This window comes from Pelagovum pacificum (assembly GCF_016134045.1).
In the GTDB taxonomy this organism is placed as follows: Bacteria; Pseudomonadota; Alphaproteobacteria; order Rhodobacterales; family Rhodobacteraceae; genus Oceanicola; species Oceanicola pacificus_A.
The window spans coordinates 1,771,507-1,797,945 of record NZ_CP065915.1 but is presented as its reverse complement, the minus strand read 5'-3'; the positions used below and the strand labels follow the sequence as shown (position 1 = coordinate 1,797,945).

Sequence of the window (26,439 nt, the reverse complement as noted above, 5' to 3'; positions counted from 1 at the left end):
CGCCTAGCGCAGCCGGGACAGCAGGCCGCGCCGCACGACCTCTTCGCAGGCCCGGGCGAGCGTCTTGCGGTCGCCGGCCTCCGCCACGCGCACCGGGTCATGATGGATCACCGTGATCTCGCCCTGCGGATGCGCGGTCAGCGTGCCGAGCAGGTGCGGCCCGAAATCCATGTTACCCCACCAGCCATAGAGCCTCGGGTCCGCGTCATCGGGCGCGCGATAGACGACGGTCACGGGCTGGATCCACGTCCGCTCCCGCAGGGCGTCGTCGAAGAAGGCAGCAAAGAGCGTCGGCTTGAAGGCGAGCACCTGCTGCCCGTCGGTCGAGGTGCCCTCGGGGAAGAACAACAGGCGATGTCCGGCGGTGAGCCTCTGGCGGAATGTCTCGACCTGGCCGCGCGCCTCCCGCCGGTCGCGGCGAACAAAAAGCGTTCCGGTCCCGCGGGCCAGCCAGCCGATCCCGACCCAGCCCCGGACCTCCGCCTTGGAGACGAAATAGAGCGGCCCGCTCGCGTTCAGCGAGAAGATGTCGAGCCAGGAGGTGTGATTGGCGACGATCGCGCCGGGGTGGCGCATCACATGCCCCTCCCGCCGGACGCGAAAACCGAGCACGCGGAGCGCCAAGCGGCAATAGGCCACCGTGATCCACGGAGTGACCGGCCGCCGCTGGCCGAAGATCGGGCCTTCGATCAGACGCAACAGCAGCTGGAGGAGGAACATCACCACCAGCACCGGCACCAGCACCGTGGCGCGAAGCGCGGCGATCAGTCGGCCGCGCGGAGAAGCCGGCCAGTGCGGCGGCGGTTCACCCGAGGACCAGGCCTCGCTCACTTCGCCGACTCGCGCGTGTAGAGGCGGGTCTGCTTGTCGTTCATCCGGGCGGTATCCATCACGAGGCAGACGTCCGTCGTGTTGAAGGCCCGGTCAACCCAGGCCCCCTGCCCGACCGTGCCGCCGAGCCTCAGATACGCCTTGATCAGCGCCGGAATCTGCAGAAGCGCGGCGCGCCGGTCGATCTGGTCCTCCGGGAGCAGATCCATCGCCACAGCCTCCGCCCCACGGGCGCGGACCCGGCTCGCTTCTGGTGCGAGGTGGCGGTGGTGCAGCAGCGACAAGGGCTGGGCGAGCGCGTCGACATCGGTGCCGTGGAAGCTCGCCACGCCGAACAGGACCTCCGCGCCGGTCTGCGCCACGTGCTCGGCGAGCCCGGTCCAGAGGTGGTACATCGCCGCCCCGCCCCGGTAGTCGCGGTGCAGACAGGAGCGCCCCAACTCCAGCAGGCGCCGCCCGCCGTCGATCAGCGGCGACAGGTCGTACTCGCTTTCGGAATAGAAGCCCCCGGCCCGCGCCGCATCCTCGCGGTCCATCAGGCGATAGACGCCGACCACGCGCCCGCCGGCCGTCTCGTCCACCACCATCAGGTGGCGCGCATGGGAGTCGAAGGCATCCCGCTCCAGCCGCCGCTCGTGGTCGACCAGTGCGCCGGTGCCGCCCAGTTCCTCGACGAACACCTCGTAGCGCAGCCGTTGGACCGCTTCGAGATCCGCCGGACCATCCGCGAGGCGCAGCTGGAAGACAGGCTCTGTCACGCTCATGGGGTTGGGGCGATCCTGCAGAAAAGGTGGCCTCCTGATAGGCAAGCCGGACACGGTTGGCAACCGAACGGCCCCTTGTCCGCAGATTGCCGCTTGCAACCTTGGGTTGCGTTCGGCTAGGGATCGGCCGATACGAGGTCGAGCGACACCCGGCTGCCGTCGATGACGACTTTCCCCTCGTCCGGAAAGTTGACGGTGATCCGCCCGCCAATGTTGGACTGCACCTGTCCGACGCCCCACTCGGGACGGTTCGGGTGCCTGACCAGCATTCCGGGCTGCAGGATGGAGTTCAGTCCGCTCACGTTATCCGGGTCCTTCGGGCCCAATCAGGAGGTCAGATGATCACAAGCAACCCGGCCGAGCTGATCGCCTCGCGTATCTGCCACGACGTTATCAACCCGATGAGCGCGATCAGCAACGGGCTGGAGCTGTTGTCGATGATGCACGACAACTCGCCCGAACTCGATCTCGTCAGCGAGAGCGCCCTCGCCGCCACGGCCCGTCTGCGGTTCCTGCGTCTGGCGTTCGGGGCGGCGAGCCCGGCACCGGTGCCGAACCGAGAAGTCACCGACATCCTGAGCGGGATGGCGCGGACGGGGTTCGTGAAGGTCGACTGGGCCGCGCCGGAGGGCGCCTCCCGCGATCTCGTGGCCTGCGCGTTCCTTGGCCTGCTGTGCATCGAAACGGTGCTCGGCAAGAGCGGCCGTGTCACCGTGTCGGAGTGGCAGGGCCGCTGGACCCTCGCCGGAGCGGGCGCCCCGACGCGCGTCGACCCGAGCCTCTGGTCCCTGCTCGACGGCACACCCGCCACCTGCGGGCTCAAGCCGGCGGAGATCCAGTTCCTCGTCCTGCCGCGTGCGCTGTCCGCACTCGGGCGGACGCCGACGGTCGACTGGACCGACGGCGCACCGACGATCAGCTTCTGACCGTCCCGTCGCCGCTGACGAGATACTTGAAGCTCGTCAGCTGCTCGACTCCGACGGGACCGCGCGCGTGCATCTTGCCGGTGGCGATGCCGATCTCGGCGCCCATGCCGAACTCTCCGCCGTCCGCGAACTGGGTCGAGGCGTTGTGCATCAGGATCGCGCTGTCGAGCCGCTGGAAGAAGCGGTCGGCGGTCGGCTGATCGCGGGTGACGATCGCCTCGGTATGCTGGGAGCCGTACTTGCGGATATGGCCGATCGCCTCGTCCACACCGTCGACCAGCTTAGCGGCGATGACCATGTCGAGGAATTCCTTGCCGAAATCCTCGTCCGTCGCCGGGACAGTGCCGGGGATCTTCGACAGTTCCTTGTCGGCGCGGACCTCCACGCCCTTGGCCAGCAGCGCCTCGATCAGGTGCGGACCGTGCTCTGTGTAGTACTTCCAGTCGATCAGCAGGAACTCTGCGGAGCCGCAGATGCCGGTGCGCCGGGTCTTGGCGTTGACGATGATCTTCTCCGCCATTTCCTTGTCCGCCCACTTGTCGATGTAGACGTGGCAGATGCCTTCGAGGTGAGCGAACACCGGCACGCGCGCCTCACGCTGCACCAGCCCGACGAGGCCCTTGCCGCCACGGGGAACGATCACGTCGATGTCGCCGGAGGCCTTCAGCATCCAGCTCACGGCCTCGCGGTCGCGGGTCGGCACCATCTGGATCGCGGCCTCCGGCAGGCCGGCCTGCTTCAGCCCGGTGGCAAGACAGGCGTGGATCGCCGACGAGGAATGGAAGCTCTCCGAACCGCCACGCAGGATTACCGCGTTGCCCGATTTCAGGCAAAGCGCGCCAGCATCGGCGGTCACGTTGGGGCGGGATTCGTAGATCACCCCGATCACGCCGAGCGGCGTGCGCACGCGGCGGATGTTCAGGCCGGTCGGCCGGTCCCACTCCGCGATCGTCTCGCCCACCGGATCCTTCATCTCGGCAATGGTGCGCAAACCGTCGACCATCGCGCGGATCCGGGACTCGTCCAGCGTCAGCCGGTCGATCATCGCCGGCGACAGGCCCTTCTCCTCACCGTAGACAAGGTCCTCGCAGTTCGAATCGAGGATCTCCTGCCGGCGGGACCAGAGCGCGTCCGCCCCCCCGATCAGCGCGGCGACCTTGCGCTCTGGATCGGCGAACGCGAGCTCCGCCGCAGCTTCGCGGGCGTTCCGGCCGATCCCGGCCATCATCGCGTCGATGTTGTCGCTGTCTTTCATGGGGCGCTCTCCCGGTGGTTGCCGCTCAATAGCCCAGGTCAGGCGGTCAGTGAACCACCCGCGCGGTCATGCAGGTCGAGGAACACCGACAGCAGCAGCCGGTCGTCGGTCGTGTCCCGCCCCGCCACCGCGTTCCAGCTGCGCGAGGCGGCGCAGAGGACGGCGGCCCATGCCAGGATCCGGCCCTTCGGATGACCGAGCCGCGTGCTCAAGGTCTCCGCCAAGCGGTCGCCACGCGCCGGGTCGATCGCGAGGTCGAGGCGCCCTTCGGGATTGCGGAACAGGTTGGCGCATTCGAAGGCCGGATCGCCGACCAGGCCTTTCGGGTCGATCACGACCCAGCCGTCCCACCCTTCGAGGATATTCTCGTGATGCAGATCACCATGAAGCGGCACCTCGTGCGGCACGGTGGCGAGAAGGTCCCGCGCCAGCGCCTTCGGGCGGTCGAGGTCGGCGTCCCTCATCTCGAACAACTGCCCGATATGGCGCTCGACGGACGTCAGTTCGGGCACTGGCGCCTCGCGCGGTGCCTGCAGGCGCAGGATGAGATCGGCCAGCCCGTCGAACGTGCCTCCGTCCCCCGTAGCCCGGACCCGGTCGCCGAGCGGCGGGCCCTCGATCCAGTCGAGCAACATGGCATCTTCGGACCGGTCGATCAGTCGGACCGCGCCGTCACCGTTCCACCAGTCGAGCAGCGCCGCGCCCGACATCTCTTCCAGTCCCGCGGGCTTCAGAAGCTTCAGGCAGCGCGCCCCGTCCCGATAGATCAGGCTGGAGTGCGTCTCGACCACCAGCGTCGGATCGGTAAGCCCCCACCGCGCCTGCAGCCCGGGCAGGCGGTCGCCCGTCATGACACCATGTCGTCGCGATGCAGGAGGACGCTCCGGCCCTTGTAGCCAAGCAGGTGCTCGATCTCGTCCGTCCGGTGGCCCCGGATCGCGCGGGTCTCGGCCGCGGTGTAGCGGGTCAGGCCGACGGCCAGCCGCGCCCCAGACGCGTCGAGCACCACGACCGGATCGCCCCGATCGAACGTGCCGCTGACCACCGTGACCCCGGCGGGCAGCAGGCTCTTGCCTTGCCGGAGCGCGGCGGCGGCGCCGTCGTCGACCGTCAGCTCGCCCTTCGGCTTCATCGCCGCAATCCAGCGTTTTCGCGCCGCCTGCGGTGTGGTCTGTGCGGTGAACCAGGTCGCGCGGACGCCCTGCTCCAGCCCGGCGAGGGGGTTCAGCGGCGAGCCGAGCGTGATGGCAAGCGCACAGCCCGCCTCCGTCGCGGTTCGGGCGGCCATCAGCTTGGTCTTCATGCCACCCTTTGACAGTCCGGACCCGGCGTCTCCCGCCTGCGCCTCGATCTCGGGCGTGATGCGGTCGATCACGGGGTAATGGGTCGCCGTCGGATCCTCCGCCGGGTTGGCGGTATAGAAGCCATCAACGTCCGACAGCAGAACCAGCGCGTCGGCTCCGGTCGTGACAGCGACCTGCGCCGCGAGTCGGTCGTTGTCGCCATAGCGAATCTCGTCCGTCGCGACGGTGTCGTTCTCGTTCACGATGGGCGTGACGCCGAGCGAAAGCAGCGTCTCCAGCGTCGCGCGCGAGTTCAGGTAGCGGCGACGGTTGGCGCTGTCCTCAAGCGTGACCAGCACCTGCGCCGTGACGATCTCGTGCGGGGCGAGCGCCTCTTCATAGGCGCGCGCCAGTCGGATCTGACCGACGGCGGCGGCGGCCTGGCTCTGCTCCAGCGGAAGCGCTCCCTGCCCCAGCCCGAGCACGCCGCGCCCGAGCGCGATCGACCCCGAGGAGACCAGGATCACGTCCTTGCCCTGTTTTCGCAGCGCCGCGACGTCCTCGGCAAGCGACAGCAGCCACTCGCCGCGCAGCGCGCCGCTTTGGCGGTCGACCAGAAGCGCCGAGCCGATCTTGACGACGACCCGGCGGGCGCCGCTCAGGGCTCCCACGGCTCGTCCTCCTCGGGGGCGGGCTTGCGCCGCAGCCGGTCCTCGTCGATCTGCGACCTGAGCGCGCGCAGCACGTCGACCGTGCCCTCGCCCGACACGCCGGACATCAACAGAACCTGGCCGGCGCCGGCTTCGGTCAGCTCATTGGCGATGAAGGTCCGCTCCTCATCGTCCAGCGTGTCGATCTTGTTGAGCACGGTGACGCGCGGCTTGTCGGCGAGGCCTTCGCCATAGGCTTCGATCTCGTCCACGATGGTACGCCAGTCCCGCACCGGATCGCCGGAGGACCCGTCGACGAGGTGCAGCAGCACGGCGGAGCGCTCCACGTGGCCTAGGAACAGGTCGCCCAGTCCCTTGCCCTCGGACGCGCCCTCGATCAGGCCGGGAATGTCGGCGACCACGAATTCGACGCCGTCCACGCCGACGACGCCGAGGTTCGGCACCAGCGTGGTGAAGGGATAATCCGCGATCTTGGGCCGCGCGTTGGACGTCGCGGCAAGGAACGTCGACTTGCCCGCGTTCGGCAGGCCGAGAAGGCCGACATCGGCAATCAGCTTCAGCCGCAGCCACAGCTCGCGCTCGACACCCGGCTGGCCGGGGTTGGCGCGGCGCGGCGCCTGGTTGGTCGCGGACTTGAAGTGCAGGTTGCCCCAGCCGCCATTGCCGCCCTTGGCCAGCAGGACGCGCTCCCCGACCTCGGTCAGGTCGGCGATGATCGTCTCCTCGTCCTCGTCGAGGATCTCGGTCCCCACCGGCACGCGCAGGATGATGTCGTTGCCGTCGGCGCCGGTCATGTTGCGGCCCATGCCCGCCTGACCGTTCTTGGCGAAGAAATGCTGCTGGTAGCGGAAGTCGATGAGCGTGTTCAGCCCTTCGACCGCCTCAGCCCAGACATCGCCGCCCCGGCCGCCGTCGCCGCCGTTCGGGCCGCCGAATTCGACGTACTTCTCCCGCCGGAACGAGATGCAGCCGTTCCCGCCGCTGCCGGATCGGATAAAGACCTTGGTCAGATCGAGGAATTTCATCAGTCGGCCGCCTATCGGTAATCAGGAGCGGGCGATACCTCAGCCGGGCCTTTCACTCAAGGGCGGAGCGCAGGCGACCCCACGAGCCCGGCCACAAGCGCCTTGACCTCACGGCAGGTTGAGCGTCAGGGCCCGAAACCCGGACGACCGTGGCACCAATGCTCGATTGTCGCCCAAATTCGGACATGAATCACGTGTCTCTTCGAAGATAGGAAGAACTCCACGACGAGATCGGCATCTGCCGATACCTCTCACTCGACGGGCGAAGCAGAACATATGAAACACCACCGGGACCAAGCACAGGACGCCATGCGCAATACGGGTCAGAACCTGATCCGCATCGTGATCGCCTCTTACTTCATGGCGACGTCCCTCGGACTGATCTCCGGCACCAACGGCAGCGAGCTGCTGGACCAGTTCATGGCCGCGGACCTCGCCCGGATGACCGGTGGCGCCGTGATGTTCATCGTCGCCTACGCGCTGCTCTGCGGCCTCGCGATCCGGGTGACCGCGCTCCTGCTCGGCATGCTCGTGTTCTGGTCCAGCTTCATCGCCGCCTACGGCCCTGCGCCGACGGCCAGCGTCGACGCCTTCTGGCGGGACATCGCGCTCGTCGCGTCGCTGATGCTCACCTACATGACCCGCGACCGCGCCAGCGTGCGCCGCGCCGGGATCGTCCGCCGCACCCCGACCGTCCGCAAGGTCGAAGTGGGGGAACGCGTCACCCCGCGCCGGATCGCCACCACGACCATCGGCCCGCTCGCCCGCAGAGCCCCGCGCCGCGCCAAGCTCGAAGCGGACCGCGCACTCGACCCGGCCCTCGAACAGCGCCTCGCCGCGCTGAAGTCCGAGGCACAGTCCCAGGGCCCGCTGTCCGAATCCCAGAAGATGAAGCTGAAGCTGCGCTTCATGGACACGCCCGAGGAGACCGAGGTCGTGAACATCTTCGCCGACAGCCGCAAGGACGCGGTCGCCTGACCCTTCCCTCGGCCACGGCGTTCCGTTAGACGAACGCCATGTCTGACAAGCTTCATATCGTCGGCGGCGGCATGGCCGGATCCGAGGCCGCGTGGCAGGCCGCACAGGCCGGCATTCCCGTGGTCATCCACGAGATGCGCCCCACCGTCGAAACCTTCGCCCACAAGACCGGCAACCTCGCCGAGATGGTCTGCTCCAACTCGTTCCGTTCGGACGACGACGAGCAGAACGCCGTCGGGTTGCTCCATTGGGAGATGCGCCAGGCCGGCGGCCTCCTGATGGAGATGGCCGACGAGCACCGTCTGCCCGCCGGCGGTGCGCTTGCCGTCGACCGCGACGCCTTCTCGGCCGGCGTGACCGAGCGTCTGCGCGCCCACCCGCTGATCGAGGTCTCGGGCGAGGAAATCACCGAGCTGCCCACCGACGGCCAGTGGATCATCGCCACGGGCCCGCTGACCTCCGGCAATCTGGCCGAGGCGATCCGCGCCGAGACAGGGACCGAGGCGCTCGCCTTCTTCGACGCCATCGCCCCCATCGTCTATGCCGAGAGCATCGACATGTCCGTCGCGTGGGAACAGTCCCGCTACGACAAGGGCGAGACGGAGGCCGAACAGAAGGCCTACATCAACTGCCCGATGGACAAGGCCCAGTACGAGGCCTTCATCGACGCGCTCCTCGCTGCCGACAAGACCGTGTTCCACGAGGGCGAGACGGCCGGCTATTTCGACGGCTGCCTGCCGATCGAGGTCATGGCCGAACGCGGCCGCGAGACGCTGCGTCACGGCCCGATGAAACCGATCGGCCTCACCAACAGCCACAAGCCCGAGGAAAAGGCCTATGCCGTCGTCCAGCTGCGGCGGGACAACGCGCTTGGCACGCTCTACAACATCGTTGGCTTCCAGACGAAGATGAAGTACGGGGCCCAGACGGAAGTTTTCCGAATGATCCCGGGCCTTTCCGAGGCGTCCTTCGCGCGGCTCGGCGGCATTCACCGCAACACGTTCCTGAACTCGCCGACCCTGCTGGACGAGCAGATGCGCCTGCGCTCCCGTCCCAATATCCGGTTCGCCGGTCAGATCACTGGCGTTGAAGGTTACGTTGAAAGCGCCTCCATGGGCCTTCTCGCCGGCCGCCTCGCGATTGCCGAGATGACGGGCCACAGCCTGCCACCCGTGCCGTCCACGACGGCAATCGGCGCGCTGGTCACGCACATCACCGGCGGTGCCGAGGCGAAGACCTTCCAGCCGATGAACGTGAACTTCGGCCTGTTCCCGCCGCTCGATGGCGTGAAGGGCGGACGACGCGGCCGCAAGGACCGCTACAAGGCTTACACGGATCGCGCCAAGGCCGATTGGCAGGCGTGGCTCGCCGTGACCGCCCCGACGGAAGAAGCTGGGGCCGCCTGACACCGGTAAGGTCAGGACAACGGGAGGCGTTTGCCATGTCAGTCCGGATCGAACAGCTGTGCGGGTGCGCCGCGACCCCAACCGGCGCGATCTGCCCCTATCAGGGCCTCGACCACCGCCAGCCCGCCTCGCGATGATCACCCGCTTCGCGCCCTCGCCAACGGGGCCGCTCCACCTCGGCCACGCCTTCTCCGCGATCACCGCCTGGCGCCGCGCGCAAGAGGCCGGCGGCACGTTCCTTCTGCGGATCGAGGACCTGGACCAGGACCGCTCGAAACCCGAGTGGGACGCGCAGATCTTCGAAGATCTCGCGTGGCTCGGCCTCGACTGGTCGCGACCGGTCCGCCGTCAATCCGAACACCTGTCCGAATACGGTCAGGCGATCGACAGGCTGGCCGCACGCGGGCTCGTCTTCCCCTGCTCCTGCACGCGCGGTGACATCCGGGCTGCGCTGTCCGCCCCGCAGGAAGGCGCGCTCGCGACCGGCCCCGACGGGTTGGTCTACCCCGGCACCTGTCGTGGACGGTCGATGGAAAGCCGCCGGCCCGGCGACGCGCTGCGGCTCGATATCCGAAAGGCGCTTGCCACGATACCGGGGGCGCTGTCGTTCCTCGAGCACGGTCGGCTCCGTCAGGGTCAGCACGATATCGACCCTGACTCGCTGATCGAAGGTACTGGCGACATCGTCCTCAGCCGGCGCGACGGGGCGGTCGCCTATCACCTCGCCGTCGTCCACGACGATGCGTTGCAAGGCGTGACGGAGGTCGTGCGCGGGGCCGACCTGTTCGATGCAACACCGGTGCAGGTCCTGCTACAGGCTCTGCTCGGCCTGCCGACACCGGATTACGACCATCACGATCTGGTCCGCGACGACGCGGGCCGCCGCCTCGCCAAGCGCGACGATGCGCGCGCCATCGCTACCTACCGCGACGACGGGCTCACCCCGCAAGACATCCGCGCGAAGATCGCCCTCCAGTTCCCAGAATTTTCGACGAAAATTCGATAGCAGCGCGGGCTGAAGATCGGGTTACCCCGACGCCCGCGCCATCGTCAAAGCCCGTAAATATCTCCGAACTTCGCTTCGAGATAGGCCAGAAGCGGTTCCTCGGACGGTGCCGCCCCGGTTGCATGTTCGATCGTCGCCCGCGGCTCCCGCAGGCCGCCGAACACCTGCAGCTTCTCGCGCAGCCATGTCGTCGCCGGCGAGGTATCGCCCTCCGCCAGTCGCGCGTCGAGATCAGGCACATCGGCCCTGAGCGCCTCGTGCAGGCACCCGGCATAGACGTTGCCGAGCGTATAGGTCGGGAAGTAGCCGAACAGCCCCAGCGACCAGTGGACGTCCTGCAGCACCCCGTTCGAGGGCTTGTCGACAGCGTAGCCGAAGTCCTTCTCGAACCGCTCGTTCCACGCCGCCTCGAGGTCGGCGACCTCCAGCGACCGGCCGATCAGGGCACGCTCCAGATCGTAGCGCAGCAGGATGTGCAGGTTGTACTGCACCTCGTCGCTTTCGGTCCGGATGAAACCGCCGTCGACCCGGTTCACGGCGCGGTAGAAGGCCTCGGCATCGGCAAGGTTCATCTCGCCGAACGCCTGTTTCATCTCGCCGAACAGGAAGCTGGTGAAGGCATGGCTCCGGCCGAGCTGGTTCTCGTAGATCCGGCTCTGACTTTCGTGAACGCCCATCGACACGCCGTTGCCAAGCGGCGTCAGCAAGTAGGCGGCATCGATGTTCTGCTCGTAGGAGCCATGGCCGACCTCGTGAATGGTCGAGTAGATGCAGTTGAACGGATCGGCCGGGTTGGTCCGCGTGGTGATCCGCACGTCCTGCCCGGAGCCTGAGGAGAACGGGTGCACCGCCTTGTCGACCCGGCCCCGCGTCATGTCGTACCCGAAGGTCTCGGCGATCTTGCGCGTCAGCTTCATCTGCACGGCGTCGTCGAATTCGCCAGTCAGCGCAGCCGGTTTTTCCTGTGCCAGCACCGCCTCGCGAAGCGCGACGAGGCGTGGCCGCAGTGCGCCGAACATGGCATCGAGCTGATCCGCCGTCGCGCCCGGCTCGTAATCCTGAAGCATGGCGTCATAGACGTCCCCCTCCGCCGCGAGCGCCGCGCCTTCCTCGCGCTTCAGCGAAACGACCTCCGCCAGCGTCGGCGCGAAGGCGGCGAAGTCGCCGTCCGCCCGCGCCTGCGCCCAGATACCCTGGCTGCGCGACGTCACGCGGGCGAGCTCCACCGACAGCCGCGCCGGCACCTTCACCGCCCGCTCGTAAGACCGGCGGATCAGCCGCAGCTGCGCCTGCCCGGCGGCATCGAGTGCCGCGCCGTCGATCGCCGCCAGCCACTCGCCGACACGCGGATCGGTGCGCCGCGCGTGCAGCACCGTCTCCATCGCGGCCATCTCCTCGGAGCGCTGCTCGGCCGCGCCGCGCGGCATCATCGTCTCCTGGTCCCAGCCAAGCCGGCCGGATACTTGTCCTAGGGCCTCGGTCTCGCGCTGGAACGCCATCAGCTCGTCATAGGGGGTCTGGGGCACAGGTCAGTCTCTCACCGATTGGACATGGGGATAGCGAGCAAGGAAGCGCGCGCGCAGGATCAGGACCCAAAGCAGCACGGCCATGCCCTGGTGCAGGATGCCGAGCGGCAGCGGCGCGGCATAGAGCACGGTGACGATGCCGATCACGATCTGCAGAAGCAGCGCGCTGAACACGGCATTGAAGGCGAACCGCGTCCGCGCCATCGGCGAGCGGCGCCCGCGCAGCCAGACGATGACGCCGAAGATGAACAGCAGGTAGCCCGAGGTGCGGTGGATGAACTGCACCAGTCCCGCGTTCTCGAAGAATGCCCGCCATGCCGGCAGACTGCCGCCCGCGCCGTCGGGGACGTAGAACGGATCGGGTGGAATGATCTGTCCCGCCATCAACGGCCAGCTCGGAAAGTCGCGGCCCGCGTCGATCCCGGCGACCAGCGCGCCGAGCAGGATCTGCAGGAACGCGAAATGCATCAGCCCGGTGGACATCGAGAACAGCTTCGCCTGTCCGCTGCGCCGGGCCTGCAGCAGGTCGGCCTCCCGCCGCGACAGCCGCATCACGTACCACGTGATGAAGCCGAAGATCACGAAGGCGAGGCCGAGGTGGATCGCCAGCCGGTAGGACGCGACCGACAGCATCCCCTCCTGCAGACCGGAATGCACCATCCACCAGCCGATCGCCCCCTGCACCCCACCGAGGGCGCCAAGACCGAGCAGTCGCCCCGACCAGCCGCGCGGCATGGTGCGGGTCGCGAGAAACCCGAAGAAACCGATCGCCCAGACAAGTCCGATGACCCGGCCAAGCTGTCGGTGACCCCATTCCCACCAGTAGATCGACTTGAACCCGGCAAGGTCCATGTCGGAATTCAGCTCCGTGAACTGCGGGATCTGCTGGTAGCGCTCGAACTCCGCCTGCCAGTCGGCCTCCGACATCGGCGGCAGCGCACCCGAGACGGGCGCCCATTCGGTGATCGACAGTCCGCTGTCCGTCAGCCGCGTCAGCCCACCGACGAGGATCATCGCGGCGACAAGCGCGAAGATCAGCATCAGCCAGAGCCGGACCGCGCCGCGCGCGCCCTGCCCGCCCTTGTCGATGCTGCCGGTCGCCGCAGCCACCTGCCGCTCGCCGGTTCCGACTTCCTCGAAGATCGCCCGGTTCGTTCGGGACTTGGGTTTCTGGGCCATGGGACGTCCTGTTCGTTTCGGCGGCAAGCTAGGCCGCACCGCGCCGGGAAACAAGGCGACCCGCCGCGCCTGCGTCAGCTTGCCTGCCGCTGGCCCCGGCAGGACATCTGTCGCGGGCCAGAGGGGGATGCGCTGGTCCGGATTGTCCGGATGGAAGGCCCCGCGTCGTCCTTCGGAGCCTCCGGCGCGAGGTCTCTGCGGCCATTAGAGAGAGTGCGCGCATTGTCCTTAACGCAACCTCTCCCTGTCATCTGGCCACAAGTACCTCTCGGGGGTGAATGGGCCGCAGGCCCAGAGGGGGCAGACAGCCCCCTCGCTCCGCCCGACCGGAGGGAGGGCTCCCAATGTGCACCGCAGGTGCTCCGCCGGATCAAACCAGCCGGGAGACGAGGAGTCAGTCCCGGTCCTTCCAGCGCACCATCTGGCGCATGATCCCGTGCAGCATCTGCACATCCGCGCGGGTCAGCGGCATCCGTGACCAGAGGTTGCGCAGGTTCAGCCGCATCGCGCCGCCCTTCGCTTCGGGATAGAAGAACCCCGCCTCCTCGAGCCGCTCCTCGTAGTGATCGCCGAGCTTTTCGACCTCGACCCGCTCGGCCAGTTCCGTGCGCTGCCCTTCCAGCCGCTCCGCCGGCGTGTCCGTCACGGCCCGCCGCCACTCGTACGCGCAGAGCAGCACGCATTGGGCGAGGTTGAGCGACGGGAACTCCGGGTTCACCGGGACCGAGATGATCGCCGAGGCCTGCGCGATGTCCTCGTTCTCCATGCCCGCCCGCTCGGGGCCGAACATCACGGCGACTTTCTCGCCCCGCCCGATCCGGGTCGCGGCGTCGGCAAGCGCGGCCTCGGGCGTCAGCACCGGCTTGGTCAACTCGCGCGGACGCGCCGTCGTGGCGTAGACATAGTGGCAATCCGCCACCGCCTCCGCCGTCGAGCCATACATCTGCGCCTCGTCCAACAGCCGACCCGCACCACTCGCCATCGCGACCGCCTTCTGGTTCGGCCAGCCGTCGCGTGGCGCCGTGATCCGCATCCGGTCGAGCCCGAAGTTCCACATCCCCCGCGCCGCCGCACCAATGTTCTCGCCCATCTGCGGGCGCAGCAGGACGAAGGCGGGTTGCGGCGTATCGGTCGGCATCGAAACTCACTCCAGCATGGCGAATTCCGGCTAGGTGGCGCACAATCGCCGGCAAGACAAGCCGCCGCCCGCGAAGGAGGCCCGCATGGCCCATGACGAAGGCTCTGCCGAAACGCTGCGCGAGGACCTCGCCGACCTGCCCGGCCTCACGGAGAAGCGGATGTTCGGCGGCCTGTGCTTCATGGTCGACGGCAACATGGCCTGCGGCATCACCGCAGAGCGCGGTATGTTCCGGGTCGGCAAGCAGCACGAGGACGAAGCGGCCGCGATCGACGGCGTCATCCCGATGATCCACGCGGGGCGCCGCATGGGCGGTTTCGTGCGCGCCGACCTCGACTGTATCGCCGACGACGACCGGCGGGGCCGGCTGATGGCGCTGGTACGCGCCAACCTCGCCACGCTGCCGCCGAAGTAGCCCGCTTCCCTGCCCCGACGTTCCCTGCTAGGAGGGCGCGACTTCAGACAGCCCGCCGGGAAGACCATGACCGACGACACGCCGGACCAGCCGCAGATCTACCTGATTTCCCCGCCGGAATTCGAACTCTCGAGCTATCCCGACAGGCTTGCCGCCTGCCTCGACGCCACGCCGGTGGCCTGCGTGCGGCTGGCCCTCGCCACCCGGGACGAGGACCGTATCTCCCGCGCCGCCGATGCACTGCGCGAAGTCTGTCACGCCCGGGACGTCGCGCTCGTCATCGACACGCATGCGCTGCTGGCCGAACGGCTCGGCCTCGATGGCATCCACCTGATGGATTCCGCCCGCTCGGTGAAGTCGATGCGCAAGGCGCTCGGCGACGATGCGATCGTCGGGGCCTTCTGCGGCACCTCCCGGCACGACGGCATGACCGCGGGCGAACTCGGCGCGGATTATGTCTCCTTCGGCCCCGTCGGGGCGACCGCGCTCGGCGACGGCAGGCTGGCGGAGAGGGAGCTTTTCGAGTGGTGGTCCCAGATGATCGAGGTGCCCGTCGTCGCAGAAGGCGCGCTCGATGAGGGACTGATCCGCACGCTCGCGCCCTTTGCCGACTTCCTCGGCCTCGGCGACGAGATCTGGAGCACCGAGGACCCGGTCAAAACCCTTGATGCGCTGGTCGCCGCCTCCCGCTAGAGCGGCGCGGCGATCTCGACCACGTCCCCGTCCCGCACCGCGCGGTAGAAGCAGTTCCGGCGGCCCGTGTGACAGGCCGCGCCGACCTGTCGCACCTGGAGCAACAGGCAGTCCGCATCGCAATCGAAGCGCAGTTCGACCAGCTCCTGCACGTGACCAGAGGTGTCGCCTTTGCGCCAGAATTCGCCCCTCGAGCGCGACCAGTAAACGACGCGGCCCTCCTCCAGCGTGCGCTCGATCGAGGCGGCGTTCATCCAGGCCATCATGAGGACCTCGCCGGTCTCGGCCTCCTGCGCGATCGCGGGGATCAGTCCGGCCTCGTTGTAACGAAGCGTCGAGGGATCGAAGGACATGGGTCGATTTCCTTTGCACCGGGCCGCATCGGGCCTATCTACGGGGTCACGCCAACAGGAGTCCACGACATGAGCGACGATACCGACATGATCAAGCTCTACTCGGGCAAGATCCTCGCGCTTGCCGCCGACATGCCGCGCACCGGCCGGCTGGAGGCGCCTGACGCGTCGGTCCGAAAGCGCTCGCCGCTGTGCGGCTCCACCATCACGGTCGATCTGAAGGTCGAGGATGGCGTGATCACCGACTACGCGCAGGATGTGAAGGCCTGCGCCCTCGGCCAAGCGGCAGCCGCCGTTGTCGGCGCGAACGTCGTCGGCCGGACCGAGGAGGAGATCCGCCGGGCCCGGGACGAAATGCTCGCGATGCTCAAGGAGGGCGGCCCGCCCCCCTCCGCCCCGTTCGACGGGCTCGAAGTGCTGGAGCCCGCCCGCGACTACAAGAACCGCCACGCTTCGATCATGCTCGCGCTCGAGGCGACGCTCGCCGCGCTCGGCGAAGTGAAGGTTTCCTGAGCGGCGTTCACGGAATGGAAAGGTCGCCAGTCTAGTCTCTCTGACGAGCGGAGAGACCATGAACCAGCACACCCCTCGGCCGGATGGCGGTATTGCCGTCCCTGACAAGGCGGACCTCGACGCCATTGCGGCGGGCGCCTCGAAGATCGGGTTCGACATCGTCGATGTCGCCGGCTTCCTCGACGATGTCGAGGCCCACGCCCGCGGTCAGGTGGGCGCGCTGCGCACCGTGACCGAAAGCGCTTCGGCCATCGAGACGGCGAATAGCGCCATGCGGGTCGCCATCGACCGGGTAAACCGACTGTCGGAGGAAACGCGCCTGAAGATGGCCGGCACGGCCGAGGCTCTGCGCGCGTCCGATCGCCAGAACCAGCAGGTCGCCGGCTGGGTCAGCGCAGTCGACAATCGGATGCAGGCCGTCGTCACGCAGCTCGACGCGGTGACACGGACGAACGACCAGATCACCTCCATCGCAAGGCAGGTGAACCTCCTCGCCATCAACGCCAAGATCGAAGCGGTCCGCGCCGGCGACGACGGTCGCGGCTTCGGCGTCGTCGCCGACGCGATCAAGCAGCTCAGCCAGGAAACCGGCGCCGCGGCACAGTCGATCACAGGCACCGTCGCGGGGCTGGAGCAGGTGATCTCCGTCCTATGCAACGAAGCGACGGAGATCGCGTCCCTCGCCCGCGCGGTGATCGAGAACAGCGCGGTCACCGAAACGGCCCTGACCGAACTGGATGATCGGGTCCGCGACAGCGCCGTCACCACCGCCGGCATGGCCGACGCCGCCGGGCGGGTAAGCGATGCGGTCGAACTCTTCCGTCCGGCCTTCGAAGGGATCGCTGGGGCGGCCCAGCGAACATCCGGCGGGGTCGGCGATGCGCGCGACCGCGTGCACGGTCTTATCGATCAGAGCGAAGCGCTCGTGCAACGCGCCGTCCGCATCGGCGGTGCGGGGGAAGACAGCCATTTCATCGAGGCACTTCTCGGCTTTTCCGCCCGCGTCTGCGAGGCGTTCGAAGATGGCATCGACAGCGGCGCCATTACCGAGGCCGCGCTGTTCGATCACCGCTACGACCCGATCCCCGGCACCGATCCGCCACAGCTGATCGCCCCCTTCACGGCATTCACCGATCGCGTGTTGCCGCCGATCCAGGAAGAGGCGCTGCGCTTCGACCCGCGCGTCGTCTTCTGCGCCGCGGTCGACCGCAATGGCTACCTGCCGACCCACAACCGGAAATTCTCGCAGCCGCAGGGGTCCGATCCTGTCTGGAACACGGCGAACTGTCGCAACAGGCGGCTGTTCGACGACCGCGTGGGCCTGAAGGCGGGAAGGAACCAGCAGCCCTTCCTCCTTCAGGTCTACCGGCGGGACATGGGCGGCGGCAGCTTCAAACTGATGAAGGATCTGTCCGCTCCGATCCGCGCGCGCGGTCGCCACTGGGGCGGACTGCGCTTCGCCTATCACGCGTGACGGTCGGACGACGCTGATTTTTCGTCAGAAAAATCGCTGCCCAATACCGCTGGTCGCAAAAAGAAAAACCGCCGCACATCCGGGACAGGATGGCGGCGGCAGGCAGAGGCCGTGTCGCGTGGGACCCGATAACCCGCCAGCGGGGGAGGCAACCCCGTCGAACCGGAAACAGGCAAGACCAGTTCGAAGTCAGCGTCCGGGACAGGCGTGGACGCGAATGGCGGATCGGCGCGATTGGCCGGGCAGATCAGATCAATCCTGGCAGGGACAGACCAACAAACAGCATCACGGCAAGGGACACCGCACCGATGGCATCGCCGAGGATCGTGTCCCGGGAGCGGGTGATCGCAGATTTCAGCTCTTTCGCCATCCGATGTCTCCTTGTCTTGCGTTGCTCTTTGTTGCTCCTTTGTTCTCATAACCAAGTTAACGTGGCAAGAACTTTTTGAGAACAAACGTGAACAAAATGTTCCGCGACAGGCTAACCGACTGACAACAAACGGATCGCCTTGTCCTGCTCCATGAGCCAAAGAAGAGTTCGCGCCGCCGCTCCGCGTTGCCCCTCGAGCGTCGGATCGTCCGAGAGCAGTTTTCGCGCGTCACTCTGCGCAAGCGCCATCAGCGCCGACTGGCTCTCCATGTCGGCAATTCGGAACCGGGGCAGCCCGGATTGCGCCGTGCCGATCAGATCGCCCGCACCGCGCATGGCCAGATCCTCTTCCGCGATCCGGAACCCGTCCTCCGTATCGCGCAGGATCTCGAGCCGCCGCCGCCCGCTGTCGCTCAGCGCCTGGTACATCAGCAGGCAGGTCGACTGCGCCGCACCGCGCCCCACCCTGCCCCGCAGCTGGTGCAACTGGGCAAGGCCGAAACTCTCCGCCCCCTCGATCACCATGATCGACGCGTTCGGCACGTTGACCCCGACTTCGATCACCGTCGTCGCCACCAGCACCTTGGCCCGCGCCGCGACGAAGTCCGCCATCGCCGCGTCCTTCTGCGCGGGCGGCATCTGGCCATGAACCAAAGCGACTTCACCTTCCGCAAAGCGCGCCCTGAGGTGCTTGAAGCGGGCTTCGGCCGCCGTCAGTTCCGAGGTTTCGCTTTCATCCACCAGAGGACAGACCCAGTAAGCCTGGTGGCCGTCCGCCACAGCCTTCTGCAACCGCGCGACGACTTCCTCCATCCTCCCTGCAGAGACGAGCGCCGTCGTCACCGGCTTCCGCCCCGGCGGCTTCTCGTCAAGCACCGAGATGTCCATGTCGCCATATTGCGCCAGCGATAGCGAACGCGGGATCGGCGTCGCGGTCATGACCAGCACGTCCGCCCGCGAGCCCTTTGCTCCAAGCTCCATCCGCTGCGCGACGCCGAAACGGTGTTGCTCGTCCACGATGGCGAGTCGCAAGTCGTGGAACTGCACGTCGGGCTGGAACACCGCGTGCGTGCCCACCAGCACTTCGATCTCGCCCGAGGCAAGCGCGGCGAGTTTCGTCGCCCGCTCCGCTCCCTTGTCGCGGCCGGTCAACAACTCCAGCCGCACGCCCGCGTCTGCCGCGAGCGGCTGCAACCCCTCGAGGTGTTGCCGCGCAAGGATTTCCGTCGGCGCCATCATCACGCCCTGCCCGCCGGCCTCGACCGCGGTCAGAAGTGCCATGAAGGCCACCAGCGTCTTGCCCGCGCCGACATCGCCCTGCAGCAGCCGGTTCATCCGATGGGCAGCCGCCATGTCCGCCGCGATCTCCGCGATAGCACGCGATTGCGCGCCGGTCGGGCTGTAGGGCAAGGCGGCCAGCACCTTGTCCCGCAACTGCCCCGTGCCTTCCGTCGACCGGCCCTTGCCGCGCTTTAGACTCGACCGGGCCAGCGCAAGGGTGAGCTGATGCGCCATGAACTCGTCATAAGCCAGCCGCTGCCGCGCATGGGCGGTCGGCCCGAGATCGGCCTGCTCTTCCGGCGAATGCGCCGCGAAGAGCGCCTCGCGCCAGCGGGGCCAGCCCTGTCGCTTCATCAGCTCGGCGTCGATCCATTCCGGCAGCTCGGGGGCGAGTTCGAGCGCGGAGCGGCTCGCCTTCCACATCGCCTTCTGCGTAATCCCGGCATGAAGCGGGTATATCGGCTCGAACGCCGGGATCTCGTCCGCCTCGCCGGGCGGCACCATATGCTCGGGGTGGACCATCTGAATGATGCCGTCGAACATCTCGACCTTGCCCGACACGATGCGCTTCTGCCCTGTCGGCAGCTGCTGGCGAAGCCAGTCGCCGCGCGCATGGAAGAAGACGAGATTGAACTCCGTCTCCGCGTCCTTCACCGCCACCCGGTAAGGCCGGCTGCGCGAAGGCGGCGCGACATGCTGGCCCACGGTGACTTCGACCGTCGCGGTCGCCGGCGGTACGACGTCCCGGACGGAGTTGCGCAGCCGCCGGTCGATCCCGGCGTAAGGCAGGGTGAACAGGATGTCGCGCGGCTTCTCCGTCCCACTGGCGGCCAGCGTCTTTTCCGACTTCGGACCGATGCCCGCGAGGGTCGACAAGGGGCCGAACAGCGGGAAGAGGCGTTCGGGTCGCCCCGTCATCCCGCGCCGATCAGCGCGAGCCACGCGTCCTCGTCGATCGTTTCTACCCCCAGCTCGGCGGCCTTCTTCGCCTTCGATCCTGCGCCCGGGCCCGCGACGAGCAGGTCCGTCTTGGCCGAAACGCTACCCGAAACCTTGGCGCCGAGCGATTCAGCGCGAGCTTTCGCCTCGGCCCTCGTCATCTTCTCGAGCGAGCCGGTGAAGACGACGGTCTTGCCCGCGACGGGGCTGTCGGTCGCCTGCGCTTCGGCCTCCTCGATCCGGAGATGCGCGACAAGGCGGTCGATCGACTTGCGCTCGGACTCCTGCGCGAAGGTGGTCACGAGGCTCTGCGCCACGGTGGTGCCGAGCCCCTCGATCCCGACGATCTCCTCCCAGGCGGCACGCGCGTCCGGATCGAGGGGCGGATCGGTCCAGATCTTCTCGCGCGTCTCCGTGATCCGGGCACGGCGGCCCTCCTCGGCCGCGGTCGCGCGTTCGGCAAGCACTGCTGCCTCGGCGGCACTCGCCCGTTCGGCGGCCGGGGCCGCGAGGTCGACGGTTCGCGCGAAAGGCTCCCAGGCGCCGAAATGCCGGGCGAGGTCGCTGCCGGCGACTTCCCCGACATGGCGGATGCCGAGCGCGAAGATCATCTTGGCCAGCGGAATACGCCGCCGCTCGTCGATCGCGTCGAACAGGTTCTCCGCCGATTTCTCGCCCCACCCCTCGCGGTTCTTCAGCTGCGTCAGCTGGCCCGGCCCGTAGCGGTCCTTCAGTGTGAAGATGTCGGCAGGCTCCGCGATCCAGCCGTCCTGATGGAACGCTTCGACCTGTTTCGCGCCCAGCCCTTCGATGTCGAAGGCCGCGCGCGAGACGAAGTGCTTCAGCTTCTCAACCGCCTGCGCGGGACAGACGAGGCCACCAGTGCACCGGCGCACCGCATCGCCTTCCTCGCGGATCGCTTCGGATCCACATTCTGGACAGGTGTCCGGGAAAACATATGGCTGTGCGTCCTTGGGGCGGCGTGACAGGTCGACGTCCGCCACCTTCGGAATGACATCGCCGGCGCGGTAGACCTGCACCCAATCGCCTTCCCGAATGTCCTTGCCGTCCCGGATCGGGGCGCCGCGACTGTCCAGCCCGGCGATGTAATCCTCGTTGTGTAGCGTCGCGTTGGACACGACGACGCCGCCGACCGTGACCGGCGTCAGCCGTGCCACGGGGCTGAGCGCGCCGGTGCGACCGACCTGGATTTCGATCCGCTCGAGCGTGGTCCAGGCGAGTTCAGCCGGAAACTTGTGCGCAATGGCCCAGCGGGGCGTGGTCGACCGAAAGCCAAGGCGCCCCTGCAGGCCAAGGTCGTCCACCTTGTAGACGACGCCGTCGATATCGTAGCCGAGCGTGGCGCGCTGCGCCTCGATCTCGGCATAGTGGGCGAGCATCTCGTCCGGGCCGTTACAGATGCGCGTCAGCGGATTGGTCTGGAAGCCAAGGGCTTGCAGCCGTTCGATCGCGCCCATCTGCGTGTCGGAGAGCGGGGCAGAGACCTCCCCCCAGGCGTAGGCGAAGAAGCGCAGCGGGCGCTGCTTCGTCACCTCGGGATCGAGCTGGCGGAGCGATCCGGCGGCGGCATTTCGCGGGTTGGCGAAAGTCTTGCCGTTCGCCTCTTGCTGGCGCGTGTTGAGGGCCGTGAAATCCTCGTGGCTCATGTAGACTTCGCCGCGCACCTCCAGAATGTCGGGGGCATCCGCCAGACGGTTGGGAATGTCGTCGATGGTCAGGGCGTTGCGGGTCACGTTCTCACCGACCGACCCGTCACCACGGGTCGCGGCGCGCACGAGTTCGCCGTTCTCGTACCGCAGCGACAGCGACAGGCCGTCGATCTTGGGCTCGGCGGTGTATTGCAGCGGATCGGACGCGGACAGGTTCAGGTAGCGCCGGATACTATCGTCGAAGTCGCGAATGTCGTCCGCATCGAAGGCGTTCGACAGGGACAGCATACGCACCGAATGCGTGACCTTCTCGAAGCCGGAGGCCGGGGCTGCGCCGACCTGGTCGCTTGGGCTGTCCGGGCGCATGAGCTCGGGAAAGCGATCTTCGATCGCGGCATTGCGCCGCTTCAGCGCATCGTAGTCGGCGTCGGACAAGGTCGGATTGTCGGCGGCGTGATAGGCGTCGTTCGCCTCGGCCAGGGCGCCGGCGAGGCGCTCGAGCTCGGCTTCCGCCTCTTTCGAGGTGAGCTTTTCGATGTCCTTGTCCCGGGCCGCGGCCACCGTCGCCTCCATCCGCTATGGGAGCGGACCCCGCACCCGGCGGCAATGGGCCCCTGCATCGGAGCCGGCCCGAACGGTCGTCACACCGACCGCCGGCCAACTGTTAGGTCGCTGTCCCGGTTCCGTCCAGCCCGGTTCCGACCCGCTGCATTCGATCTGCGGGAGCCGCCGACCGTGAAGCTTCGCTATCGTCGCATGTGCCCGTTCAGCCCTGTGCTGGCGCAACCCACCGAACGCCCGCGATCAAACGGCCGATTTCCGCAGTCCCGACCCGATCGCCGTCTTGCCTTGGTTCCGTGAGTGGTCACACCATCGGCAATTCGAACGAGCCTCAACCAATCGAACTCACCGCCAGAGCCATCCAACCCCACTCACTCCTTCCCCCATGCGGTGCTGAATGTCCGTTATGGTGCCATCGATGCCTGAAGTGCGCTCGGATCTGGTGTCTGGGGGAAGATCCGAAAAACACATCAGGCACCGATGGCCAGCCGCTCGGGATCCAGAGCGGCCGGTTCGGGATCGCGCAACACGTAACCACGCCCCCAGACCGTCTCGATATAGTTTTCGCCGCCGGTCGCCTGGGCGAGCTTCTTGCGCAACTTGCAGATGAAAACGTCGATGATCTTGAGCTCCGGTTCGTCCATGCCGCCATAGAGGTGGTTAAGGAACATTTCCTTCGTCAGGGTCGTGCCCTTCCGCAGGCTGAGAAGTTCAAACATCTGGTATTCCTTGCCGGTCAGATGAACCGGAATGCCATCCGCCTCCACCGTCTTCGCATCGAGATTGACGAGGATGCGCCCGGTCTTGATCACCGACTGCGCATGACCCTTGGAGCGGCGGATGATCGCGTGAATGCGCGCGACCAGCTCTTCCCGGTGGAAGGGTTTGGTCAGGTAATCGTCGGCACCGAAGCCAAAGCTGCGCAGCTTGCTTTCCGTGTCATCGTCGCCGGTTAGCACGAGGATTGGCGTGTCGATCCGGGCCAGCCGGAGCTGACGCAGCACCTCCAGCCCGTTCATGTCGGGCAGGTTCAGATCGAGAAGGATCAGGTCGTAATCATAGAGCTTGGCGAGGTCGATCCCCTCTTCCCCGAGGTCGGTCGCGTAGACGTTCAGGTTTGCGTGGGTCAGCATCAACTCGATGCTCTTGGAGGTCGTTGGATCGTCTTCAACCAAAAGAATGCGCATCAAGGTTCTCCGATGTTCTCCTACCAGCGCAACCGTATACCCGCAAAAGTTAAGCCCCCGTTACGCTACGGGAACGAAGTTGCATGAACAACCTAGGGTTGTCTATACCTTTGTAGGGCCGTGGTGCAGAGCGCGGCCTCACCGTGCTTGTCGACGGCGGTTTCCCACTCCGAGAACTCCTCTTCCGACAAGGAATAGGTCGCCAATGCATGGTCGCGCGAGATCAGGCCGAACGACACGGCCCGCACAACGGCGGCCTTTCGTGATGCGACCCACCGCCCGGTATTGGCCGGCGGCAGGTCGGCCCGGGTCATGACGGACCCGTCCGGGAGCCTGACGGACCTCGGGCCGTCCACCTTTCGCAAATACATCTCTCACACCCGCGATTGACCGTTCTGTTGACGATCAATCTGACGTGGCGGCCTTAATCGAGAGTGAAGGCAGGGGTTGAGAATAGCTCGGATTTTCCTATATTGCGCGCTCGCACTCAGCCGGAGTCGCCATGCCCCTCGATACCCAGCTCAACTCGCTCGGCTTCGCCAAGCCGCCTGCGGAAACCCGCGTCGTCGTCGCCATGTCCGGTGGCGTCGATTCCTCCGTCGTGGCGGCGGAACTCGCCCGGGAGGGCTACGACGTCGTCGGCGTGACGCTTCAGCTCTACGACCACGGCGCGGCGCTCGCCAAGAAGGGTGCCTGCTGCGCGGGACGTGACATCCACGACGCCCGCCGCGTGGCCGAGGAAATGGGCTTTCCGCATTACGTCCTCGACTACGAGAACGTCTTCAAGGACGCCGTGATCGACGAGTTCGCGGACAGTTACCTGGCCGGGGCGACGCCCGTCCCCTGCATCCGCTGCAACGAGCGGGTGAAGTTCAAGGACCTGCTCGAGACGGCGAAGGACCTCGACGCAGATTGCATGGCAACCGGCCATTACATCCAGCGCAAGATGGGCGCGACCGGGGCAGAGCTCCACTCCGCCGCTGACGCCAACCGCGACCAGAGCTACTTCCTGTTCTCGACAACGCGCGAACAGCTCGACTACCTACGCTTTCCGCTTGGCCACCTTCGAAGCAAGGCGGAGACGCGGGCGCTCGCCGCGCGGCACGGCCTGTCGGTCGCCGACAAGCCCGACAGCCAGGACATCTGCTTCGTGCCGGACGGCAATTACGCCAGCGTGATCGAGAAGCTGCGTCCCGGCGCGGCGGATCCGGGCGAGATCGTCCATGCCGACGGGCGCGTGCTCGGCGAGCATCGCGGCGTCATCCACTACACGATCGGCCAGCGCCGTGGCCTCGGCATCGGCGGGCTGAACGAACCGCTCTACGTCGTCCGCCTCGACGTCGAGAACCGGCGCGTGGTCGTCGGCCCGAAGGAGATGCTGGCGACCCGGACCGTCCCGGTGCGCGAGATCAACTGGCTCGGCAACGGCGGCTTCGCCGACGCGGGCGAGCATCACGTCTCGGTCAAGGTCCGCTCCACGCGCCCGCCGACCGAGGCGGTGATCCGCCCACTTTCCGCCACCGAGGCGGAGGTCGAACTGCTGGTGGCCGAGGAAGGTATCTCCCCCGGCCAGGCCTGCGTGTTCTATGAAAACGGCACCAGCCGCGTGCTCGGCGGCGGCTGGATCTGGCGGGGGTATTGACCCCCGCCACCGCGGCTTCAGGCGACCGTGGCGACCCAGTCGGAGAGCGAGGTCGTCGGACGGCCAGCGAGCGTCGAGAGATCCTTGCTGTAGCTGGCGAGCGCCCCCTCCGCCGTCCCCGCGTCGAGCCCGGCGACGAAGCCGGCCGTCTCCGCCGGCAGGCCGGCACCTTCGAGCACCTTCTGATATTCGGCCACAGGCATGTCGCTGTAGGGAATGTCGCGCCCGGTCTTCGCGGTGAGCGCGGCCGCGAGCTCGGACATGGTAAAGCCGGTGTCACCTGCAAGCTCGTAGGTCTTGCCTACAGTGTCCGGCGAAGTCGCCGCACCGGCGGCTGCGGCGGCGTAATCCGCGCGCGTCGCGGCGTTGATCTTCGCATCACCCGCGGCACCGACGAGCGCACCATGCTCCAGCGCGCTGGCGACAGAGCCGGCGTAATTCTCGAAGTACCAGCCATTGCGCAGGATCGTCACGTTAAGCGAGGACTCGGCGAGTGCCGCCTCGGTCGCCACGTGCTCCGGCGCGAGGGCGAGCGGCGATGTGTCGGCGCGCAGCAGGCTGGTGTAAAGGATCCGCGTCACGCCAGCGGCCTCCGCAGCTGCAATGACGGCCTTGTGCTGCCGTTCGCGTTGGCCGACCTCGCTGCCGGAAATCAGGATAAGCGTCTCGACGCCTTCGAGCGCGGGGCCGAGTGTTTCGGGCCGGTCATAGTCGAACTCGCGCACGGTGACGCCAAGGCTGCTGCCCTTCTCGGGCGACCTGGCAAGCGCGATGATCTCTTCGTCGGTGCGGGACTTCAGCTCTTCGATGACGAGCGGGCCGAGTTGGCCGGTGGATCCTGTGACGGCGATGGTCATGGTGGAATCTCCTGTCTGTCTAACCTTGAAACCGAGACCTAATGGGGTCACTTATCTTTCGTAAGTACGAACGGATTTGTTAGTATGCAGAAACTTTCCGAAAGGATCGGACGCGGCGATCTCATGGCGGCCAACTGTCCGTCGCGCGAGGTGCTCAAGCACATGACGTCCCGCTGGGGGGTGGTCGTGCTGATCGCGCTCGAAGGCGGCACGCACCGGTTCGCCGAGCTGCGCCGCCGCATCGGCGGGGTGAGCGAGCGGATGCTGGCCCAGACCCTGCGCCACCTGGAAGAGGACGGCATGGTTCTGCGCACCGCGCACGACGTCGTTCCGCCGCACGTCGACTATTGTCTGACGCCGCTCGGCGCGGAAGCCGCGAGCAAGGTCCGTCAACTCGCCGACTGGATCGAGGTCTCGATGCCCAGGATCGCGGCACAGTGGGAGAAACGGGCGTCCTAACCCTGCCACAGAGCGCCCCGCCCGCCCCGCGGGGGCT

27 protein-coding genes are annotated in these 26,439 nt (G+C 67.3%); 10 read left to right on the top strand and 17 right to left on the bottom strand.

Going from position 1 to position 26,439, the window contains the following annotated elements; genetic code table 11:
* Window positions 1-3: 3 nt before the first annotated feature.
* From I8N54_RS08870 to I8N54_RS08860, 3 genes are all read right to left on the bottom strand, one after another.
* A complete protein-coding gene (locus tag I8N54_RS08870; protein ID WP_231592395.1) occupies window positions 4-831 on the bottom strand; it encodes a lysophospholipid acyltransferase family protein in 828 nt (275 codons plus the stop codon).
* Window positions 828-1,595 carry a GNAT family N-acetyltransferase gene (locus I8N54_RS08865; protein ID WP_140192910.1) on the bottom strand — a complete coding sequence of 256 codons (768 nt, stop codon included), beginning with the start codon at window positions 1,593-1,595 and terminating at the stop codon, window positions 828-830. Before I8N54_RS08865 ends, I8N54_RS08870 begins: the two co-directional genes overlap by 4 nt.
* Window positions 1,596-1,711: 116 nt before the next feature.
* Window positions 1,712-1,897, bottom strand: a complete 186-nt coding sequence (locus tag I8N54_RS08860; RefSeq protein WP_140192911.1) for a DUF3553 domain-containing protein — start codon at window positions 1,895-1,897, stop codon at window positions 1,712-1,714.
* A gap of 36 nt (window positions 1,898-1,933) precedes the next feature.
* Between I8N54_RS08860 and I8N54_RS08855 the strand changes: the two genes are divergently transcribed.
* Window positions 1,934-2,521 carry a histidine phosphotransferase family protein gene (locus tag I8N54_RS08855; RefSeq protein ID WP_140192912.1) on the top strand — a complete coding sequence of 196 codons (588 nt, stop codon included), beginning with the start codon at window positions 1,934-1,936 and terminating at the stop codon, window positions 2,519-2,521.
* On the opposite strand, the gene I8N54_RS08850 is transcribed toward I8N54_RS08855, so the two are convergent.
* Genes I8N54_RS08850 through obgE form a run of 4 tightly spaced genes read right to left on the bottom strand, consistent with a single transcriptional unit; the run spans window position 2,511 to window position 6,755 of the window.
* Complete coding sequence (locus tag I8N54_RS08850; protein ID WP_140192913.1) at window positions 2,511-3,776, bottom strand: glutamate-5-semialdehyde dehydrogenase; 1,266 nt, start codon at window positions 3,774-3,776, stop codon at window positions 2,511-2,513. The genes I8N54_RS08855 and I8N54_RS08850 overlap by 11 nt on opposite strands.
* A gap of 38 nt (window positions 3,777-3,814) precedes the next feature.
* On the bottom strand, window positions 3,815-4,627 hold the full coding sequence (locus tag I8N54_RS08845; RefSeq protein WP_140192914.1) for an aminoglycoside phosphotransferase family protein: 813 nt from the start codon (window positions 4,625-4,627) through the stop codon (window positions 3,815-3,817).
* Window positions 4,624-5,730, bottom strand: a complete 1,107-nt coding sequence (proB, locus tag I8N54_RS08840) for a glutamate 5-kinase (protein WP_140192915.1) — start codon at window positions 5,728-5,730, stop codon at window positions 4,624-4,626. Before proB ends, I8N54_RS08845 begins: the two co-directional genes overlap by 4 nt.
* On the bottom strand, window positions 5,718-6,755 hold the full coding sequence (gene obgE / locus I8N54_RS08835; protein ID WP_140192916.1) for a GTPase ObgE: 1,038 nt from the start codon (window positions 6,753-6,755) through the stop codon (window positions 5,718-5,720). Before obgE ends, proB begins: the two co-directional genes overlap by 13 nt.
* A 309-nt stretch (window positions 6,756-7,064) precedes the next feature.
* Here obgE and I8N54_RS08830 point away from each other — a divergent pair, with 309 nt between their 5' ends.
* From I8N54_RS08830 to gluQRS, 3 genes are all read left to right on the top strand, one after another.
* Window positions 7,065-7,733 carry a hypothetical protein gene (locus I8N54_RS08830; RefSeq protein ID WP_140192917.1) on the top strand — a complete coding sequence of 223 codons (669 nt, stop codon included), beginning with the start codon at window positions 7,065-7,067 and terminating at the stop codon, window positions 7,731-7,733.
* Between the two features lie 38 nt (window positions 7,734-7,771).
* On the top strand, window positions 7,772-9,139 hold the full coding sequence (gene trmFO, locus I8N54_RS08825; RefSeq protein WP_140192918.1) for a methylenetetrahydrofolate--tRNA-(uracil(54)-C(5))-methyltransferase (FADH(2)-oxidizing) TrmFO: 1,368 nt from the start codon (window positions 7,772-7,774) through the stop codon (window positions 9,137-9,139).
* 133 nt (window positions 9,140-9,272) lie between these two features.
* On the top strand, window positions 9,273-10,145 hold the full coding sequence (gene gluQRS, locus I8N54_RS08820; RefSeq protein ID WP_140192919.1) for a tRNA glutamyl-Q(34) synthetase GluQRS: 873 nt from the start codon (window positions 9,273-9,275) through the stop codon (window positions 10,143-10,145).
* Between the two features lie 44 nt (window positions 10,146-10,189).
* On the opposite strand, the gene I8N54_RS08815 is transcribed toward gluQRS, so the two are convergent.
* The 3 genes from I8N54_RS08815 to I8N54_RS08805 all read right to left on the bottom strand — a co-directional run bounded on the left by I8N54_RS08815 (window position 10,190) and on the right by I8N54_RS08805 (window position 13,988).
* Entirely contained in the window at window positions 10,190-11,644 is a 1,455-nt protein-coding gene (locus I8N54_RS08815; protein WP_140195524.1) for a carboxypeptidase M32, read from the bottom strand.
* Window positions 11,645-11,674: 30 nt separating this feature from the next.
* A complete protein-coding gene (gene ctaA, locus I8N54_RS08810) occupies window positions 11,675-12,850 on the bottom strand; it encodes a heme A synthase (protein WP_140192920.1) in 1,176 nt (391 codons plus the stop codon).
* Window positions 12,851-13,244: 394 nt separating this feature from the next.
* The gene (locus I8N54_RS08805) at window positions 13,245-13,988 is read right to left on the bottom strand and encodes an RNA methyltransferase (protein ID WP_140192921.1); all 744 of its coding nucleotides are present in this window, start codon (window positions 13,986-13,988) and stop codon (window positions 13,245-13,247) included.
* A gap of 85 nt (window positions 13,989-14,073) precedes the next feature.
* Between I8N54_RS08805 and I8N54_RS08800 the strand changes: the two genes are divergently transcribed.
* Window positions 14,074-14,403, top strand: a complete 330-nt coding sequence (locus tag I8N54_RS08800; RefSeq protein ID WP_140192922.1) for a TfoX/Sxy family protein — start codon at window positions 14,074-14,076, stop codon at window positions 14,401-14,403.
* A 66-nt stretch (window positions 14,404-14,469) separates the two neighbouring features.
* Window positions 14,470-15,096 (top strand): thiamine phosphate synthase, encoded by a 627-nt coding sequence (locus I8N54_RS08795; protein WP_140192923.1) that lies wholly within the window; start codon window positions 14,470-14,472, stop codon window positions 15,094-15,096.
* Here I8N54_RS08795 and hisI read toward each other — a convergent pair.
* On the bottom strand, window positions 15,093-15,449 hold the full coding sequence (gene hisI / locus I8N54_RS08790) for a phosphoribosyl-AMP cyclohydrolase (RefSeq protein WP_140192924.1): 357 nt from the start codon (window positions 15,447-15,449) through the stop codon (window positions 15,093-15,095). The two genes, I8N54_RS08795 and hisI, sit on opposite strands and share 4 nt — an antisense overlap.
* A 69-nt stretch (window positions 15,450-15,518) precedes the next feature.
* On the opposite strand from hisI, the gene I8N54_RS08785 reads away from it, so the two are divergent.
* Complete coding sequence (locus I8N54_RS08785; protein WP_140192925.1) at window positions 15,519-15,962, top strand: iron-sulfur cluster assembly scaffold protein; 444 nt, start codon at window positions 15,519-15,521, stop codon at window positions 15,960-15,962.
* A gap of 58 nt (window positions 15,963-16,020) precedes the next feature.
* Window positions 16,021-17,436, top strand: a complete 1,416-nt coding sequence (locus tag I8N54_RS08780; protein WP_140192926.1) for a methyl-accepting chemotaxis protein — start codon at window positions 16,021-16,023, stop codon at window positions 17,434-17,436.
* A gap of 247 nt (window positions 17,437-17,683) precedes the next feature.
* Here the strand turns inward: I8N54_RS08780 and I8N54_RS20265 are convergent, their stop codons facing one another.
* The 5 genes from I8N54_RS20265 to sciP all read right to left on the bottom strand — a co-directional run bounded on the left by I8N54_RS20265 (window position 17,684) and on the right by sciP (window position 23,815).
* Window positions 17,684-17,806: a hypothetical protein gene (locus tag I8N54_RS20265; RefSeq protein WP_269434054.1), complete on the bottom strand. Its 123-nt coding sequence runs from the start codon at window positions 17,804-17,806 to the stop codon at window positions 17,684-17,686.
* A gap of 111 nt (window positions 17,807-17,917) precedes the next feature.
* Window positions 17,918-20,005: an ATP-dependent DNA helicase RecG gene (recG, locus tag I8N54_RS08775; protein ID WP_140195526.1), complete on the bottom strand. Its 2,088-nt coding sequence runs from the start codon at window positions 20,003-20,005 to the stop codon at window positions 17,918-17,920.
* Entirely contained in the window at window positions 20,002-22,257 is a 2,256-nt protein-coding gene (gene ligA, locus I8N54_RS08770) for an NAD-dependent DNA ligase LigA (protein WP_408635361.1), read from the bottom strand. Before ligA ends, recG begins: the two co-directional genes overlap by 4 nt.
* Before the next feature lie 470 nt (window positions 22,258-22,727).
* Window positions 22,728-23,444, bottom strand: coding sequence for a response regulator transcription factor CtrA (ctrA, locus tag I8N54_RS08765; protein ID WP_140192928.1), 717 nt, complete (start codon window positions 23,442-23,444; stop codon window positions 22,728-22,730).
* Window positions 23,445-23,536: 92 nt separating this feature from the next.
* Complete coding sequence (gene sciP, locus I8N54_RS08760) at window positions 23,537-23,815, bottom strand: CtrA inhibitor SciP (RefSeq protein ID WP_140192929.1); 279 nt, start codon at window positions 23,813-23,815, stop codon at window positions 23,537-23,539.
* A gap of 131 nt (window positions 23,816-23,946) precedes the next feature.
* Between sciP and mnmA the strand changes: the two genes are divergently transcribed.
* The gene (gene mnmA, locus I8N54_RS08755) at window positions 23,947-25,086 is read left to right on the top strand and encodes a tRNA 2-thiouridine(34) synthase MnmA (protein WP_140192930.1); all 1,140 of its coding nucleotides are present in this window, start codon (window positions 23,947-23,949) and stop codon (window positions 25,084-25,086) included.
* Between the two features lie 17 nt (window positions 25,087-25,103).
* Here mnmA and I8N54_RS08750 read toward each other — a convergent pair whose 3' ends face one another.
* Window positions 25,104-25,943 carry an SDR family oxidoreductase gene (locus I8N54_RS08750; RefSeq protein ID WP_140192931.1) on the bottom strand — a complete coding sequence of 280 codons (840 nt, stop codon included), beginning with the start codon at window positions 25,941-25,943 and terminating at the stop codon, window positions 25,104-25,106.
* A gap of 84 nt (window positions 25,944-26,027) precedes the next feature.
* Between I8N54_RS08750 and I8N54_RS08745 the strand changes: the two genes are divergently transcribed.
* Entirely contained in the window at window positions 26,028-26,402 is a 375-nt protein-coding gene (locus tag I8N54_RS08745; protein WP_140192932.1) for a winged helix-turn-helix transcriptional regulator, read from the top strand.
* Window positions 26,403-26,439 lie beyond the last annotated feature (37 nt).

Bases quoted from the DNA above. Each gene is read 5' to 3' on its own strand.
- I8N54_RS08865 (WP_140192910.1), bottom strand. From the start codon at position 1,595: ATGAGCGTGACAGAGCCTGTCTTCCAGCTGCGCCTCGCGGATGGTCCG.
- I8N54_RS08855 (WP_140192912.1), top strand. From the start codon at position 1,934: ATGATCACAAGCAACCCGGCCGAGCTGATCGCCTCGCGTATCTGCCAC.
- I8N54_RS08850 (WP_140192913.1), bottom strand. From the start codon at position 3,776: ATGAAAGACAGCGACAACATCGACGCGATGATGGCCGGGATCGGCCGG.
- I8N54_RS08845 (WP_140192914.1), bottom strand. From the start codon at position 4,627: ATGACGGGCGACCGCCTGCCCGGGCTGCAGGCGCGGTGGGGGCTTACC.
- obgE (WP_140192916.1), bottom strand. From the start codon at position 6,755: ATGAAATTCCTCGATCTGACCAAGGTCTTTATCCGATCCGGCAGCGGC.
- I8N54_RS08830 (WP_140192917.1), top strand. From the start codon at position 7,065: ATGCGCAATACGGGTCAGAACCTGATCCGCATCGTGATCGCCTCTTAC.
- trmFO (WP_140192918.1), top strand. From the start codon at position 7,772: ATGTCTGACAAGCTTCATATCGTCGGCGGCGGCATGGCCGGATCCGAG.
- gluQRS (WP_140192919.1), top strand. From the start codon at position 9,273: ATGATCACCCGCTTCGCGCCCTCGCCAACGGGGCCGCTCCACCTCGGC.
- I8N54_RS08815 (WP_140195524.1), bottom strand. From the start codon at position 11,644: ATGGCGTTCCAGCGCGAGACCGAGGCCCTAGGACAAGTATCCGGCCGG.
- ctaA (WP_140192920.1), bottom strand. From the start codon at position 12,850: ATGGCCCAGAAACCCAAGTCCCGAACGAACCGGGCGATCTTCGAGGAA.
- I8N54_RS08805 (WP_140192921.1), bottom strand. From the start codon at position 13,988: ATGCCGACCGATACGCCGCAACCCGCCTTCGTCCTGCTGCGCCCGCAG.
- I8N54_RS08800 (WP_140192922.1), top strand. From the start codon at position 14,074: ATGGCCCATGACGAAGGCTCTGCCGAAACGCTGCGCGAGGACCTCGCC.
- I8N54_RS08795 (WP_140192923.1), top strand. From the start codon at position 14,470: ATGACCGACGACACGCCGGACCAGCCGCAGATCTACCTGATTTCCCCG.
- hisI (WP_140192924.1), bottom strand. From the start codon at position 15,449: ATGTCCTTCGATCCCTCGACGCTTCGTTACAACGAGGCCGGACTGATC.
- I8N54_RS08785 (WP_140192925.1), top strand. From the start codon at position 15,519: ATGAGCGACGATACCGACATGATCAAGCTCTACTCGGGCAAGATCCTC.
- I8N54_RS08780 (WP_140192926.1), top strand. From the start codon at position 16,021: ATGAACCAGCACACCCCTCGGCCGGATGGCGGTATTGCCGTCCCTGAC.
- I8N54_RS20265 (WP_269434054.1), bottom strand. From the start codon at position 17,806: ATGGCGAAAGAGCTGAAATCTGCGATCACCCGCTCCCGGGACACGATC.
- recG (WP_140195526.1), bottom strand. From the start codon at position 20,005: ATGACGGGGCGACCCGAACGCCTCTTCCCGCTGTTCGGCCCCTTGTCG.
- ctrA (WP_140192928.1), bottom strand. From the start codon at position 23,444: ATGCGCATTCTTTTGGTTGAAGACGATCCAACGACCTCCAAGAGCATC.
- sciP (WP_140192929.1), bottom strand. From the start codon at position 23,815: ATGTATTTGCGAAAGGTGGACGGCCCGAGGTCCGTCAGGCTCCCGGAC.
- mnmA (WP_140192930.1), top strand. From the start codon at position 23,947: ATGCCCCTCGATACCCAGCTCAACTCGCTCGGCTTCGCCAAGCCGCCT.
- I8N54_RS08750 (WP_140192931.1), bottom strand. From the start codon at position 25,943: ATGACCATCGCCGTCACAGGATCCACCGGCCAACTCGGCCCGCTCGTC.
- I8N54_RS08745 (WP_140192932.1), top strand. From the start codon at position 26,028: ATGCAGAAACTTTCCGAAAGGATCGGACGCGGCGATCTCATGGCGGCC.